Source organism: Staphylococcus ratti (assembly GCF_020883535.1).
GTDB lineage: Bacteria > Bacillota > Bacilli > Staphylococcales > Staphylococcaceae > Staphylococcus > Staphylococcus ratti.
On the sequence record NZ_CP086654.1, the window covers coordinates 236,654 to 251,663 of the forward strand.

Genomic DNA, 15,010 nt, shown 5'->3' on the forward strand with positions numbered 1-15,010 from the left:
CAATAAATGGTATTTTAGAGCACTTGTCTGTTTAATTGTACAATCAGTCCCGACGGCCTTTGTAATCTTTAAAGAATTCAATAGTAAGTTTTTTTACTTGCGGCGCTAAAATAAGTACCGCAATGATATTTGGAATTAGAACGATAGCTAAAGCCAAATCAAGTAAATTCCACAATTGTGTACCAACACCTACTGCACCAATTACGATAGAAAGTGTATAGATTACTTTCATCAATGTACCAGCCCATAATCCAAATAAAAACTCAGCCATACGTGAACCATAATACATTACCACAATAATGGTTGAAAAGACGAAAAATACCATCGAGATGGAAATGATCGCACTACCGAATCCACCAAAGGCATCCGCATAGGCTCGAGCTGTCAGTGCAGCGGCTTTTTCACGTGCGTCACTTGCGGTATATACGCCGGACATTAATACGACAAACGCAGTGGTAGAACAGATAACGAGCGTATCAACGATAATCTCGCTTACTGCCCAAAAAGCTTGCCTGACAGGATGATCTGTTTTTGCGGCTGCATGTGCGATAGGAGAAGTCCCCAAACCAGCTTCGTTAGAATAAATACCGCGCGCAAAGCCCCAACGAATAGTTGTTGCTAATGCAGCGCCGAAGCTTCCGCCAAGCGCAGCATCTGGACGAAATGCTTTTTCTACAATCAAACCAATAATGCTTGGAAAATGCTGAATATTCATCACAATGATAATAAATCCTAAAATCAAATATATGCCGACCATGATGGGAACTAAAAATTCTGTGAAAGTGGCAATGCGTTTGACCCCGCCAAAGACGACTAAAGCAGCAAAAATCGCGATAACTAAACCAGTGATAAACGTGTTCACATTAAACGTATCATGAATGGTATTTGCAACAGAATGACCTTGCACCATTACACTTGGAATAATTTCAACGGTTAATGCAAATGCAAAAATAGATGCAAAAATCATGCCTAACTTTTTATTTTTAAAGCCATTTTTCATGTAATACGTTGGTCCGCCCACAAATTCTCCATGTGCGTTTTTTTCACGATAGTGCACACCAAGGACGTTCTCACTAAATTTTAAAGCCATTCCTAAAAAAGCAATAACAATCATCCAAAATACTGCGCCTGGACCGCCCATCATAATCGCTGTAGGGACACCAATAATATTTGCAGCCCCAACTGTTGAAGATAAAGCAGAGGTTAAGGCTTGGCGTGGTGTAATTGTCCCTTCCCCTTTAGGGATTTTGTTAATGCTCCCAAAAGTTTGTTTCATGATATAACCAAAATGTCGAAATTGTACACCTTTTAAATAAAACGTTAAAAATAAGCTTGAAAGTAAGAGCAAAGTGACTATAGGAAACCCCCATAACCAATCTGTAAATGCGACAATTGATGCCATGTTGTCTCCCCCTTTGAATGATTTGTGCATCATCCATGTGTAATAGATATGCATAAAAAGTAAGTTAGCATAATGTGTTGGCTTGTTGTGAATTGTAGTTCACAATGCATAGGTTAAAAGTATTTTGTATAAGTATGATTTAAAATACATTGTATTGCAAAAGGGATGCTTTTGTCTATTTCTTGTAAAAATTCAATATAATGTACATTAAATTTGTAAAATTAAGAGTGTTTTATATTATATTTAAGTTAAAATAATGATTAAATCCTATTAAAACGTAGGGGAAATGGTAACTTTTAGTTTTAGCGAAAGTGATGAAATACAAAGTTACTTTTAAAATCAGCACATATAACAGATGATGAGCACATCAAAGGACGTGAAAAACTTGAAAAATCAACATATTTTAACTTCTATTCAATCTGGAGACATCACGGTAGGGATTGAACTCGGTTCTACACAAATTAAAACGATGGCGATTGGTCCAGACTATCAGCCTGTTGCATCTGGACGTTATACTTGGAAAAGTCAATATTGTGAGGGGTATTGGACTTATGATTTGGACGAGGTTTGGGAAGGTATCCGAGAAAGCTATCGTTTGATGTCAGAACAGTTAGAACAACGCTATGGGCTTCCTTTAACAGATGTGCGGGCACTTGGTATTAGTGGAATGATGCACGGTTATTTAGCTTTTAATGAAGCGGATGAGCTACTCGTACCCTTTCGAACATGGCGTAACAATCATGCCCAGTTTGCGAGTCAATTGTTAAGTGAACAATTTCAAGTCAATGTACCTGAACGTTGGAGTATTGCGCAATTTGAACAAGCGATTATCGACAAAGAACCGCATACGCACGACGTTGCGAAATTAATGACGCTTGCAGGGTATGTACATTGGCAATTAACGGGAGAACATGTCACGGGTATTGGAGATGCTTCTGGTATGTTTCCAATCGATACGGAGAGACACTATTATCGTGCAGATTTAATGGACTGTTATAATGATTTATTAGTTGAAGAAGGCCATGAACAAAAAATAGAAACGCTTTTGCCGCATATTTTAAAGGCAGGAATGTGTGCGGGACGGTTAACAAAGTCTGGAGCGAAACGTATAGATGTTTCAGGACGACTTGAAGCAGGTGTGCCTTTATGCCCGCCAGAAGGAGATGCAGCTACTGGAATGGTGGCAACCAATAGTGTGAAGCCTAAAACGGGCAATGTTTCTGTAGGTACAAGTATCTTTGCGATGTTTGTATTAGACCACCCTTTATCAAATCCCTATCCTGAAGTGGATATTGTTAGCACACCTGAAGGCTTTGACGTTGCGATGATTCATGCGAATAATGGAACGTCAGATATTGATGCATGGGTTCAATTATTTGGTGAAGTGTTAGAGACTATGGGGGTAAAGTGGGATAAGTCAACGTTATATGAGCGTCTGTTTAACACCGTAACGTTGGCAGATAATAATGCTGGTGAATTATTAAACTATAACTATGTTGCGAGTGAATATTTAACTGAGGTGAAACAAGGTTTCCCAATGTTTATACGTCATAAAGGCAGTCACTTTAAATTGGCTAATTTTATGAAAAGCCATGTTTATAGTACGTTTGCGACTTTGAAAATAGGTATTGATCGGCTTCAAGCTGATGAAGACTTGCATATTGAAACCATTACTGGCCACGGAGGAATGTTGCAAGCAGAAGCAGTCATTAAAACGCTCGCAGCTGCCCTTGATGCACCTGTGCAAGTATTAAAAACTGCCCATGAAGGCGGGGCGTGGGGGATTGCTTTGCTCGCATGCTATATGGCAACTGAAACGGAACAACCGTTAAACGTATTTTTAGATCAACATGTTTATAGTCATCAAGGAACAACTCAAATTGTACCAACAACAGAAGAAACTCAAGCATTAGCGCACTATACAAGACGTTTTCAAAAAGGACTGGCTTTACAACATAAAGCCGATATTTCATTTGATTAATTCAAAAAAGAAAAGGGGAAGGACACGCTCACGTCGTCCTTCCCCTTTTGTATCTATTAAAATGGCTTACCACCAGCCATTAGCAATATGAAATTGAACGGCTTTTTCTATAGAGCCATAGCGTTTTTTAGCATATTGAATCATGCCTTTAGTCTGTTCCTCAACAGTACCCGTTCCCCAAGCTTCTTTCGTTTGGCCAAGTCCACGATAGCCGTCCGGACTTACAGCTTTAGGATTGCCCCCTGACTCTGGCATAACGATATTGTCCCACATCGCTTTTGTGCCACCAGCTTTAATAAATTGATTATACACTTCATTCGTTGATTGTGTAGCAGCATGTGTCGTCTCCACTTGTGACACAACGCCTGCTGTACCTAGCGATAATGTCGCTGTAGTGAGTGTGGCTAATACTAATTTTTTCATATTGATGTTCCTCCTAGAAAAATGTTGATAAAAATAATCAAGCGCTCTGGAAAGATACGCGCAATGTGAAAGGTTTAAATCAAGAATGATACTACAGTAACATGTCTGAAGATTAAGTGGGTTACAGAAAGATAAAAAATTTATGGCTTTTGTAACAAATATGAGACAAAATATTTCGAAGTTTAGTAATATTACATTAATATATTATTTGTGGATAATAACAGAAAGAAACAGAAGGATAGAAATTATATGCCAACATAGCATCTATGAAAGCGTACCGGCTTTGTGCTGCTTTCTAAAGACGCTGTCTTTTGTTTAAATGTAAAATCCAATCATAGCAAGGGGTAGAGGATTTACTCTAACTTCTTATACGTCAAGAATAAACAGAAGGGATGGATGATATGACAAAAAATAGAGAAGTAGCAATAGCTTATCAGCAACTGATAATGGGGATGATCACATTGTTTGTTGTTATTGCACTAGGCCGTTTTGCATATACACCGATTATGCCGTATATGCAAGCGGCGACCCATTTAGGGGATAAAGGGGCAGGTTTACTCGCGACATTTAATTATTTAGGTTATTTAATTGGCGCGATTATACCGATGTTTTGTCTAATACGCTCGAAAGTATTTGATTTAAAAGTATATTTGATGCTCAATGTAGTAACGATGTTGTTATTAGGCTTAACGACTACGTATTGGGTATGGTGTATTTTACGCTTGTTGAATGGAATTGCAAGTGGTGTAGGGTTTGTTTTAGCTTCAAACGTTGTTCTTGATGCATTAAGACGCGCTAACAAAGAAGCGATTTCAGGATTATTGTATAGTGCCGTTGGGGCAGGCATTTTCGCAAGTAGCATCTTTGTCTTTTTCTATACAGATACACATAATTGGGATACGACGTGGGTTTTATTAGGACTCTTTTCATTTGTATTAACGCTAATTGTATGGGTGATGCTAAAAGAAGCTCCCTCATCAAAAGAATTCAAAAATAATGCGACAGAATTACCATTACGCCGATATTCAAGAAGATATTATGTAACGTATTACTTTGCTTACTTTAGTGAAGGGGCAGGTTATATTGTAACAGGTACATTCCTCGTTGCTTTAGTTAAGACGATTCCTCATCTTGAAGCTTATGCGCCATTAAGTTGGATGTTCGTTGGTTTAGGGGCCATCCCGTCGACCGTAGTATGGTCAATGATTGGCGAAAAAATAGGAAACGGACGTGCGACGCAAATTTGTTTTATGATACAAATCCTTGCAATTCTTACACCAATTTTAACGACGAATGCATTTGCCTTAATCATTAGTTCAATGTTATTTGGATGTACTTTTTTAGGGTTAACCACATTGTTTATGTCGCGAGGACAAAAAATGGCATATGAAACGGGCAATGGCCATATCGTTTCCATGATGACATTTATTTATAGCTTCGGACAGATGATGGCACCGTACATTGCAGGAATCATTTTAGTACATACTACAGGTTATGCATTAGCACTCATTTTTGCGAGTATCATTTTAATGCTTGGTTTATGCAGTCATGTGTACAGTCAAAAACATGCGAACTTTGAAAATTAATTTGAAAATTGCCTAGGAAAAAGAAAGTTTATACAAAAATTTTATATTTTATGATTATTTTGTTTTAACTAGGGTACACAAGAGTTAGGAAATTAATTTTAAAGGAGGCAGTACATATGCATAACTTATGGGGAACTTTTAAAGGTGCGATTGAAACAATTGTCAATTTCATTCCGAACTTAATTAGCGCGATATTACTGTTATTACTTGCATGGATTATTGCGGTAATTATTAAAAATGTTATCGTCAAAGGCTTAGGTGCACTTGGTGTGGATAGATGGTTAGAACGTAAAGGTTTAGTAAACAATAATGCACATCATTCACAAGATGGTCGTAAAGGCCAACGCTCAGAATCAGAAGGTTTAATTCATACTTTAGGGAAACTTGCATACTTCTTAGTATTTTTATTATTCTTACCACCAGTATTTGATGCATTAGGCATGAAATCAGTATCTGAACCAATCAAAGGCATGATGAACAGCGTATTTGAATTTGCGCCACGTATCATTGTTGCTGCGGTTATATTAGCATTAGGTTTATTCATTGCAAAAATGTTAGGTACTTTAGTGAAAAACTTACTTTCTAGTTTAAATGTGAGTCGTTTTAATCACTATGTGAACTTTGGTAAAAATTCTCGAGATGGTATCGACATTCCAGAAGCGGCAGGTTGGATCATTACAGCACTTATCGGTTTATTCTTTGTTGTACAAGCATTAACAACAGTAAACTTAGAAATTTTAAATGGTATCGGTAAAGCAATTATTGGTTACTTACCATTAGTCATTTCTGGATTAATTATTTTAGGGTTAGGTCTCATCGGTGGAAACATTTTAGCAAAACTTGTTCGCCGTGCGACTGGTCACACATTACTCGCGCAAGTAGTAAAATATTTATTAATCATTGTTGCAGTATTTATGACATTAGACCAATTAAACTTTGCACAAAGCATTGTTAATGTAGCATTCTTATTAATCTTAGGTGCTGTTGCTGTAGCCTTTGCAATTGCATTTGGTATCGGCGGTCGTGGCTTTGCCGAAAAACAATTAAGCAGTCTTTCAGACCGTATTGAAGAAGATAAACGTAATCCAGATTACGGTGATCCAAACGAAAATTTATTCGGTTCAGATGATCAAAACAATCATCATACAAATACAGACTATAATAACCACTACGGTCAAACACAATATCGTTCAAATGACGATGTGAATCATCAGTCTCAACACAATGAATTCGATGCAGATCAACGTGAAATTGAACGTCGTGAAGCAGAACATAGAACAAACTATGTTAAAGATGAAGATATTGAAGAGCGTCGCGAACAACGTCGTGAACGACGTCGTGACCCACGCGATCGTCATTAATTGAAAAAGTATTAAAGCCAAGAGGCGCAATTGCGCTTCTTGGCTTTTTATTGGATTAATGACCGTTATACACTGAAACCATCGTTACTTGCTTATGTGCTTCTGTAAACTCAATAGTAGCATTTTTGTATTGGTAACGGTATACCGTACCTTGAGTAGATTCGAACACTTTGGTTGGTTTGCCATAAATTGAAGTTACTTTTTGAATAGGTGTGCCTTTTGTAACAGGGAACATGACACTGCTCGCTGTTGAACCTGAAACGATCGCAACATTTTGGTCATGAACTTTTTTATACTTAATCGTTTTTTTGTTAAAAGGAGCAGAAATTTTATAACCATTAAATGAAAGTCCACGATGTTGTACAGCATTTTTGAAATGCGTATTTAAATAAAATGCACCGCCAAATTGTGTTTGACCGTTATACGTATACCAAGGTGTAGTCGTAGCTTCTGCAACAGTGTGATAGGGAGTTGCTGCCTGAGTTCCTAATAATGCACCAGTAACAAGCGTACTTGCAAGTATAACCTTAGAGATTTTTTTCATAATACCACCTTCTCATATATTTTATATTACAATTCGATTACATTATTACATTTATGTTACAAAAATGCAAGCGCATATGTTAATTATTTTGATTGATACGTATCTGAAAAGGAATGAGCGGTAAAAGTATGTCAAAAATTTCATATAGTACTCCTTTTATTTAGTATGTGATGCTAGTCTCTGAAGCAGAAAATGAAAGCAACCAATGCCTTATAATTATAATTTTTTTATAGAAGCTGTAAAAACGGTAAAAGCAATAAATATTATAAAATAATATTCTGTTATATTTCAAAATTGAATAAAAATAATGTATAATTTCAAGTGGGCTTTTGCTCTATCTTTTTAGAAAGTGTAAAAAGTCTTTTTTATTAGAACACCCCAATTCTATAAATGGTTAGAGTCAAAATGATAGGGAGAGGCTATACATTACTGTGATAACAAGTGTTGTAACGGTATCGATGACTATTAAAATTGTGCTCCAACACATTGAATTTTTATTTGAACTGATGCATCAACTATTAATTAATTTACTTATTTTGAAATATGATGATTAAAAAAATGTTAAACGTTAATAATAATAAGACAACAAGATTTTATTCATCATAGAACTACTTTGGAGGTTGATGTTATTTACAATATTTAAATTTTATAAGTGGGGTGAATCGATATGAAAAAAGTTATAATTTCAATTGTATTACTTGTAGTTGTTATGGGGGCAAACGTGATGTATTTAACATTTTTTTCGGAATCAAGTAAAGCACTAGATCGATATCCATCAATGACATCATTGATGAAATCGACAAAAGAAGGGGTAGATTGGAAGATTTTTACGAAAGATGAAAAGAACCCAACGATTATAGTGGCACCGCATGGTGGTGGGATCGAGCCAGGTACTACAGAAATTGCTGGGAGCATTGCGAAGAAGAGCAACTCAGGTTACTACACATTTGAAGGATTACGTGAAGATAACAATTCAGAATTACACGTGACGTCTAGTAATTATGACGAACCTAAAGTACAAAAAATGATTGGTCAGTCTAAACGTACCGTAACGATACACAGAACCAGTCGTAAAGGTGCTGACGTCTATATTGGAGGACGTGATTCTGATTTAAAACATAAAATAAAGAAGAACTTAACAAAACGAGGGTTTAAAGTGGAAAACGCCACAGGTGATATTTCAGGAAAAAGTGTTGAAAATATTACTAATAAAAATAAAAGACAGGCTGGCGTACAATTAGAAATCTCGAGTAAAACGATTAGTAGGTTCTTTAAAAATGGTGACTATAGTCGAATCTCTCGAGTGAGAGCCAATAACTGGAGTTCGACGATGGACCATTTCACAGATGGCGTTGTAGCAGGTTTAAAAGAGTAATCGAATGATTATGATAAATTTAATCATTGAATGACGATGCGCGAATTGCGTATCGTCATTTTTGATGATTATTAAAAAACAAAACCAATGAACTTTAAAAAAATTATTAAAATTAATAATTTTAAGTGCATCTTGACGCATTTTATAGTATCGTTGCTATGTTGAAAATCGCACTTGATAAAGAAAGAGAAGGAGGTCGAGTCACATTCGACATTTTCAACGGCAATTGAACCGTTTTTTTAAGATAGGAGTAATCTGTTTCATATTCACACTAGTATTATTTATTCCTTTTTTCTACAATACTTTTGTAAATGGCATCGCTTTTGCGGGTAAGGGGGATGGTTTCAGTCAATTGATTCCATTTCAAAAATATCTCTATGAACGTTATACCGACTTTAAAGGTTTTTATGATGTCGGGTTTGGTTTAGGAGGGGATTATACGAAAGGATTATCGTATTATTACGCTTCAAGCCCGCTAATGATTACATATTTCTTTGTATTACGTGTGCTAGATATTGTCTTTAAGTTACCGACGCACGATATACAATTTTGGGCAATGAACCAAGTTATTATTTCATATATTAGAGTGCTTTTGACTATCATCGTAAGCTATTATTTTTTGCGTTATTTACAACCACAACACCGTTTATTTGCCATACTAGGTACGTTGATGTATGCGGTATCCGTTGTTACGATTTATTTTAACTTTACGTGGTCATTTTACGGCGAAGTTTTGATTTTGTTACCTTTGTCTATTTATGCGATGGAACGCTTTTTTAGAGAGCGAAAAATCGGGTTATTCATTATTGCAATTGCAGTGACATTGTTTGCCAACTTCTATTTTGCATATTATGAAATGATTATTTTAGGGTTTTATTTTGTCTATCGCGTCATTGTGCCATTTCATCGAGACGTTGTCACACGCGTTCAAAAACTATGGATGCTTATGGTAGCAACGCTCATTAGTTTGTTAATAGGGAGTATTGGTTTTTATACGGGTGTTTCTGCCGTGATGGAAAACGATCGACAAATTAATCCGCACTTAGAATTAACATTTTTAATCGATTTTGCAGAAAAATATCATATTTTCTCTAATGGTTTCTATATTACGATTTCAACAATTACGTTTATCGCATTATTTGCGTTTAACTTGTATAAATATTATTACTATCGTTTATTTGCGATTTTGACGTGGATACTGTTAATTGGTTCATTAACGCCATATTTTGATAGCTTTTTTAACGGTTTTTCATTACCAGCACGACGTTGGATTTATATTTTATGTTTGTCTTCAAGTATACTTATCGCTTTATTCATCCAACATTTTTCAGAAGTTAAAATCAAACAATTTATGTTAACGGCTATACCTACAGTAATTGTCATGGCATTGATGTACACACTGTACGAACCATTCATGAATTGGATGTGGGTAACGCTACTCATCATCATTTGGATGGGGGTACTTTTATGGCGTCACAATGCATTTAGTCGTCCTACTATTCAATACGTTTGGATAGGGTTGATTTTATGCCAGCAAGCGATGATGATTATTGATTACCATCAATCGCATATGCGCATCTATGAACGTCCTATTGCTTCAATGTCAAAAGACAGTTACCATAACGACAAGCTTCAAAAAGCATTTGATCGGATTCATAAAGAAGGGGACCCATTTAGCCGTATAGATTATTTATCATTTTCAGCACAGAATTCACCTTTTATTTATGGTTATAATGGATTGTCGATTTACTCTAGCTTGTTCAATGGTGACGTGCTTCATTATTACGATAAAACGATGCAGATTGCACAGCCTATTGATAAAAACAGTACACACCGTTTACTTGGTAATCGTGCGAATTTAATGGCACTATGGAATGCTAAAGATCGATTTAAAAATCCCGAAGATGAGAATATACCGTATGGTTTTAAAACAGAAAAAATTATTAAAGGTAAAGCCAATCAATATCAATATTCAAAAGATCAGATTCATTATCCAAGTACACACATTACAGATAAAGTGTATGATGCCAAAGATTTAAAAACGCCGATTGATCGTGAGCATGCGATGTTAAAAGGTGTCGTTTTAGAGGATGGAACAAAAGCGAATAGCCAAGTTCAGAAAAGTACCAATTACGCTGGTCTTGTTAATACGACGACGAAGGATGCACATTTTATAGATGGGCATGAGAAGCTTAAAGTTACGGAAAATAAAGGTGGATTAGAGTTCAAACTGCCTAAAGATATCGCTAAAGCTAATAAAGACTTCTACGTAGAAATGGATTTGGAAATGGTTAAACCTAAAGATAAGGCGCATCAAGTTCAGCTTAATGAATATAAACAAAGTCGAAGCTCGTTAAGCTATACTTACCGTCGTGTGGTGACGCCAATCACATTTCGAGTGAAAGCAGATGAAACGTTACGCTTAAAGTTGTCAAAAGGCACATATCGCTATCATTTGAACGGTATATATGGTGAAGATTACAAAACATTACACGCAGCGACAAATGAGGTGAAACGTGTAGATGTTAAATCGAGTCAACATGGCTATCTCTTCACAAAAAATAAAGAGGATTCAGGTTACTTAGTCGTTCCGACACCGTATATGAAGGGATTTAATGCAACGGTAGATGCAAAGGCAGTGGAAGTGAAAAAAGGGAATGGCATGCAAACTATCATTCCAGTGCGAAAAGGGGATGAACAAGTTGAATTATCGTATACACCGCCGCATAGAAATTTACTTATTGTCATGACTATTTTAGGTATTATCGCAGGTGTAATGTATACACTATTTATTGCTCAACGTCTGAAATTCAAACGCAAGTCTCATTGATGACTAACAAGCAAATGAACCGTTGAGGCTAGGGCTAACCTCTACTAATCGTGTATAAGCTATAGATCGCTTTGAGCAGTTATTTAAGATGTCCCGCCCCCCTCGTTCTTCTTATAGGTATGTTTAAAAGTGGATAACGTGCTCTTACGTTTTGTATTGTTTTTAGGAGTGTAGAAAGTTTTATATTTCAAAGCTTGTGGCTACATTTATAACTTACAAAACTGTAAGTTATAAATGTGGCTTTAACATGATAAGATGAACTGAATTGGATTTTTGTGAGGGAGGCACGCAAAATGCTTTTTGATATTTTTGGATATATATTAGGGATATGGTATATTTTGTTTGGCATTTGTGCGGTATACTTTGCGTTATATGGTATCTATAAATATAGGAATAAAGATGAGCAAAAGAAGAGCTATAAAAAAGCATACATTTTTGCCATAGTAGCATTAAGTTGCGCTTTGATTTTGATCATTTTAGCGAATTTACTCTAATTCATATGTTGCATAAATAGAACGAAGTGTACCAATAAACAAAAAGAAAGCGACCCGTTTGAGGATCGCTTTCTTTTGCTTTTATCGTACTTCTACGTCATCACCTATTTCTACTTTTTTATCTTTGTCGAAATAAGTAGCGCCTTGAATACTTCCGAAGTTAGGGTTATCTGAACTACTTTCAACTTTATAACCTAACTTTTTGAAGCGTTTGATATCTGCTTCTTTCATTCCTTTTTCATAGTAAATCTTGTCACCATCATTATAGAAACGTGGTTTGTCAATAATCTCAGTTAGTGACCCTTTATTTCTTAAATAGTTTGACATCGTTTGTTGTAAGAGTGTTGGTATTTTGTTGCCACCAGGTGTGCCTATACCGAAGTGGTAGTTTTCTCCCACTACAATCATAGGTGAAATGTAAGAACGTGGCGCTTTATTTGGAGCACCTTTATTATCACTTGATGGTGATTTAGAGAAGCGGTCTAATGCGTTGTTTAAAAAGAAACCTTGTTCTGTATACTTTCCATTACCGAAGAAGTTGTTTAAGGTATTCGTTGAACTGATCATTTTACCGTCTTTATCTACAACGACAAAGTGAGAACCTGCTGTGCTTGTGTCACCTTGTAAGTTGAATTTGTTTTTCAATTTTTTATACTCTTCTGCGCGCTGTGATAAATAAGCATCGTTAAGTTTCGTTTTGTCAATCGGTTTTACATCGTTAACAATGTAACGATTTTTATAGTTTACATTACGCGCTTTAACGACACTTTCAGCAAATGATTTCGGTGCGTCTTCACCTAATTCACCATTAATCATTTGGTCGAGTTTTAAAGCTTGAAGTGTCAGGATACCGCCAGTAGGGTTAGGAGAAGTGTATACTTTGTTACCCAAATAATCTGTAGAAAGAGCCTTTTTCTCCTTAGTTTTATATGCTTTAAAATCTTGTGCATCTAAAGTGCCTTTTGTTTGTTCAGCAATTTTAGATCCTAGGTCAGTGTAGAAACTTTTTGAACCATTGTCACGAATGTATTTTAAAGTATTTGCTAAGTTAGGTTGTTTTACAACATCTCCTGATTTTAAAACTTTGCCGTTTTTAACAAAAGGAGAACTTTTATCAATGATTGCACTGTATTTGAGCAACATTTTTTCTAAGTCAGAGTTCACTTGGAAGCCGTCTTCGGCAAGTGGGATGACGTAGTTTAAAATGTCTTTTTCACTCATTTTACCTTCTTTATCGTGCATATGTGACATTCCGCTTACAAAGCCAGGAACACCGATTGTGTCACCTTTTTTGTAATTGTGAGATGAGATCGCATTGTAATCATAGACTTTCGGTTGTTCACCTTTTTTACCAGAATAGGAGAGGGTAGTCCCTTCACCACCAAGGCCGGCCGCAAAAGGTTCAGTAACTGCTAACGTATATGCGACGCCATAGGCAGCATCGGCAGAATTACCACCATCGTTTAGAATCTTATTACCGACTTGACGTGCAATTTCGTTATTGGTTGAAATACCATATGCTTTAGTCGCATTATCATTTTTCGTTTGAGAAGCAAGTTTATTTTCATATAATTGATCTTTATCTACTTTTTCTTCGAGGTTCAAATAATAGAAACCAATCGAAGCAAAAATCATGACGATTAAAATCACGCCGAGTAATTTTTTATTGTAAATACTCATGGGATTGACCTCCGTCTAAGGCAACCTGTTGGTTATTTTGTGACGAATATAACTGACTTTTAGTATTTTTTAGAGAAGTATGTATAACTTCACTTTTGCTTTCTATTTGAGCTTGCTTAGGTTGTTGAGAAACGTGTTGCTCTTGTTGTAAGTCATGTTTTTCATATTTATCTAATGTGTCATTGGCATTACTATTAATGATTAAGAAGAAAATGCCGCAAATCAATAACACAATAAAAGCGTAAAGAATATAATTTTTAGTTCTCATAAATGTAACCTCCATTGGATTCTTTTAAATTAACAGACGGACTAGAGATACGGTTATAGAATTTTTGTTTTTCAATAATATTCATATTATCTTTAGTGACTTGGTCTCCTGTCATACGAATAGGGGTAATTAGGAATTTACTTTTATCGCCTTCGATAGTATGTTGAACAGCGATACCCTTTTTGTTCTCTGATAAGAATTTATCTGATGACACGTTACCTAAACTATAAAAAATACTTGCATTTTTATAATTTTCGATTTTTTGAACGACTGTATTATGACCTAATACAACGTCAGCACCAGCATCTACTAAAGCACGACCATATTGTTTTTGACGGTTTGTCACGTTAGGTTCATCGGGAATACCCCAATCAACATTTACGACAACAATATCATTGTCTTTTTTTAGTTTTTGGATTAATGGCATAAAGATTTTAGGCTCAAGCGCAATAGATGTTGTAGCTTTTCTAGGATCCATATATTTTGAACTTACGTCCGTAAAAGAAACAGTAGCAATCGTTTTGCCATTCACGGTTTTTTGAGAGACTTTACTGTTCAATGAATTTGAACCGTTACCTGTTGTAAAGTTATAACCGTGTTTTTCATCTGCTTGTTTTGTAATTTGTTTGATTTGTTCAAGGTCTACGGAGTTGTTTGTTAAGTTGATGTTGCTAAAACCTAATTGATCTAAGAAAGCAATATTTCTTATGTTTTTAGTAATGTTACGTTGCGGGTCTTTGGCGAAATTGTTCACGTTAAGACTTGCGGTAGAATAATCACTCTCTTTAATAATGTTAGAGACCGCACTAAATATGTTTTTTAAGTCGTTTTGACGAATATTATCGTTTAATGTGATGTTTCCAAGATAGGTCATGTGAAGCCCTTTATCTTCTTTGCCAAAGACATTAACATCTTCTGTTTTAGTCGTAAGCATAAAGAATACGAGCAACGCAATTGCAATCACTGTCACGAAAATCATTAAAAAGGAATTATGCTTTTTTTGATTTTTCGAGTTACGGAGTATCCGTTCTTCTAAATTTAATTTATTTTTTTTCGACATAATCTA

Annotated in this window: 12 protein-coding genes; 6 read left to right on the forward strand and 6 right to left on the reverse strand. The window is 35.7% G+C overall.

The window, feature by feature from the left end:
• Positions 1 to 43 precede the first annotated feature (43 nt).
• Positions 44 to 1,402 (reverse strand): alanine/glycine:cation symporter family protein, encoded by a 1,359-nt coding sequence (locus tag LN051_RS01005; RefSeq protein WP_229292779.1) that lies wholly within the window; start codon positions 1,400 to 1,402, stop codon positions 44 to 46.
• A 385-nt stretch (positions 1,403 to 1,787) separates the two neighbouring features.
• Between LN051_RS01005 and LN051_RS01010 the strand changes: the two genes are divergently transcribed.
• Positions 1,788 to 3,383, forward strand: a complete 1,596-nt coding sequence (locus tag LN051_RS01010) for an FGGY-family carbohydrate kinase (RefSeq protein WP_229292780.1) — start codon at positions 1,788 to 1,790, stop codon at positions 3,381 to 3,383.
• A 66-nt stretch (positions 3,384 to 3,449) separates the two neighbouring features.
• Here LN051_RS01010 and LN051_RS01015 read toward each other — a convergent pair whose 3' ends face one another.
• Complete coding sequence (locus tag LN051_RS01015) at positions 3,450 to 3,806, reverse strand: aggregation-promoting factor C-terminal-like domain-containing protein (protein ID WP_229292781.1); 357 nt, start codon at positions 3,804 to 3,806, stop codon at positions 3,450 to 3,452.
• A gap of 401 nt (positions 3,807 to 4,207) precedes the next feature.
• Here LN051_RS01015 and LN051_RS01020 point away from each other — a divergent pair, with 401 nt between their 5' ends.
• Positions 4,208 to 5,392: a YbfB/YjiJ family MFS transporter gene (locus tag LN051_RS01020; RefSeq protein ID WP_229292782.1), complete on the forward strand. Its 1,185-nt coding sequence runs from the start codon at positions 4,208 to 4,210 to the stop codon at positions 5,390 to 5,392.
• Between the two features lie 116 nt (positions 5,393 to 5,508).
• Complete coding sequence (locus tag LN051_RS01025) at positions 5,509 to 6,753, forward strand: mechanosensitive ion channel (RefSeq protein ID WP_229292783.1); 1,245 nt, start codon at positions 5,509 to 5,511, stop codon at positions 6,751 to 6,753.
• A gap of 55 nt (positions 6,754 to 6,808) precedes the next feature.
• Here the strand turns inward: LN051_RS01025 and isaB are convergent, their stop codons facing one another.
• Complete coding sequence (gene isaB / locus LN051_RS01030) at positions 6,809 to 7,297, reverse strand: immunodominant staphylococcal antigen IsaB family protein (protein WP_229292784.1); 489 nt, start codon at positions 7,295 to 7,297, stop codon at positions 6,809 to 6,811.
• 667 nt (positions 7,298 to 7,964) lie between these two features.
• Here isaB and LN051_RS01035 point away from each other — a divergent pair.
• The 3 genes from LN051_RS01035 (at position 7,965) to LN051_RS01045 (ending at position 11,996) form a co-directional block, all read left to right on the forward strand.
• Positions 7,965 to 8,672: a poly-gamma-glutamate hydrolase family protein gene (locus LN051_RS01035; protein ID WP_229292785.1), complete on the forward strand. Its 708-nt coding sequence runs from the start codon at positions 7,965 to 7,967 to the stop codon at positions 8,670 to 8,672.
• A gap of 226 nt (positions 8,673 to 8,898) precedes the next feature.
• Positions 8,899 to 11,502 (forward strand): YfhO family protein, encoded by a 2,604-nt coding sequence (locus LN051_RS01040; RefSeq protein ID WP_229292786.1) that lies wholly within the window; start codon positions 8,899 to 8,901, stop codon positions 11,500 to 11,502.
• Positions 11,503 to 11,795: 293 nt separating this feature from the next.
• A complete protein-coding gene (locus LN051_RS01045) occupies positions 11,796 to 11,996 on the forward strand; it encodes a hypothetical protein (RefSeq protein WP_229292787.1) in 201 nt (66 codons plus the stop codon).
• An 81-nt stretch (positions 11,997 to 12,077) separates the two neighbouring features.
• Here the strand turns inward: LN051_RS01045 and LN051_RS01050 are convergent, their stop codons facing one another.
• The 3 genes from LN051_RS01050 to LN051_RS01060 are packed head-to-tail and all read right to left on the reverse strand — an operon-like array spanning position 12,078 to position 15,004.
• A complete protein-coding gene (locus LN051_RS01050; protein WP_229292788.1) occupies positions 12,078 to 13,676 on the reverse strand; it encodes a gamma-glutamyltransferase in 1,599 nt (532 codons plus the stop codon).
• Complete coding sequence (locus LN051_RS01055) at positions 13,660 to 13,944, reverse strand: hypothetical protein (protein WP_229292789.1); 285 nt, start codon at positions 13,942 to 13,944, stop codon at positions 13,660 to 13,662. Before LN051_RS01055 ends, LN051_RS01050 begins: the two co-directional genes overlap by 17 nt.
• A complete protein-coding gene (locus LN051_RS01060; RefSeq protein WP_229292790.1) occupies positions 13,934 to 15,004 on the reverse strand; it encodes a CapA family protein in 1,071 nt (356 codons plus the stop codon). Before LN051_RS01060 ends, LN051_RS01055 begins: the two co-directional genes overlap by 11 nt.
• Positions 15,005 to 15,010 lie beyond the last annotated feature (6 nt).

What these genes read in the sequence shown, in the direction of transcription:
- LN051_RS01005 (WP_229292779.1), bottom strand. Translation starts at nt 1,402, where the DNA reads ATGGCATCAATTGTCGCATTTACAGATTGGTTATGGGGGTTTCCTATA.
- LN051_RS01015 (WP_229292781.1), bottom strand. Translation starts at nt 3,806, where the DNA reads ATGAAAAAATTAGTATTAGCCACACTCACTACAGCGACATTATCGCTA.
- LN051_RS01020 (WP_229292782.1), top strand. Translation starts at nt 4,208, where the DNA reads ATGACAAAAAATAGAGAAGTAGCAATAGCTTATCAGCAACTGATAATG.
- LN051_RS01025 (WP_229292783.1), top strand. Translation starts at nt 5,509, where the DNA reads ATGCATAACTTATGGGGAACTTTTAAAGGTGCGATTGAAACAATTGTC.
- isaB (WP_229292784.1), bottom strand. Translation starts at nt 7,297, where the DNA reads ATGAAAAAAATCTCTAAGGTTATACTTGCAAGTACGCTTGTTACTGGT.
- LN051_RS01035 (WP_229292785.1), top strand. Translation starts at nt 7,965, where the DNA reads ATGAAAAAAGTTATAATTTCAATTGTATTACTTGTAGTTGTTATGGGG.
- LN051_RS01045 (WP_229292787.1), top strand. Translation starts at nt 11,796, where the DNA reads ATGCTTTTTGATATTTTTGGATATATATTAGGGATATGGTATATTTTG.
- LN051_RS01050 (WP_229292788.1), bottom strand. Translation starts at nt 13,676, where the DNA reads ATGAGTATTTACAATAAAAAATTACTCGGCGTGATTTTAATCGTCATG.
- LN051_RS01055 (WP_229292789.1), bottom strand. Translation starts at nt 13,944, where the DNA reads ATGAGAACTAAAAATTATATTCTTTACGCTTTTATTGTGTTATTGATT.
- LN051_RS01060 (WP_229292790.1), bottom strand. Translation starts at nt 15,004, where the DNA reads ATGTCGAAAAAAAATAAATTAAATTTAGAAGAACGGATACTCCGTAAC.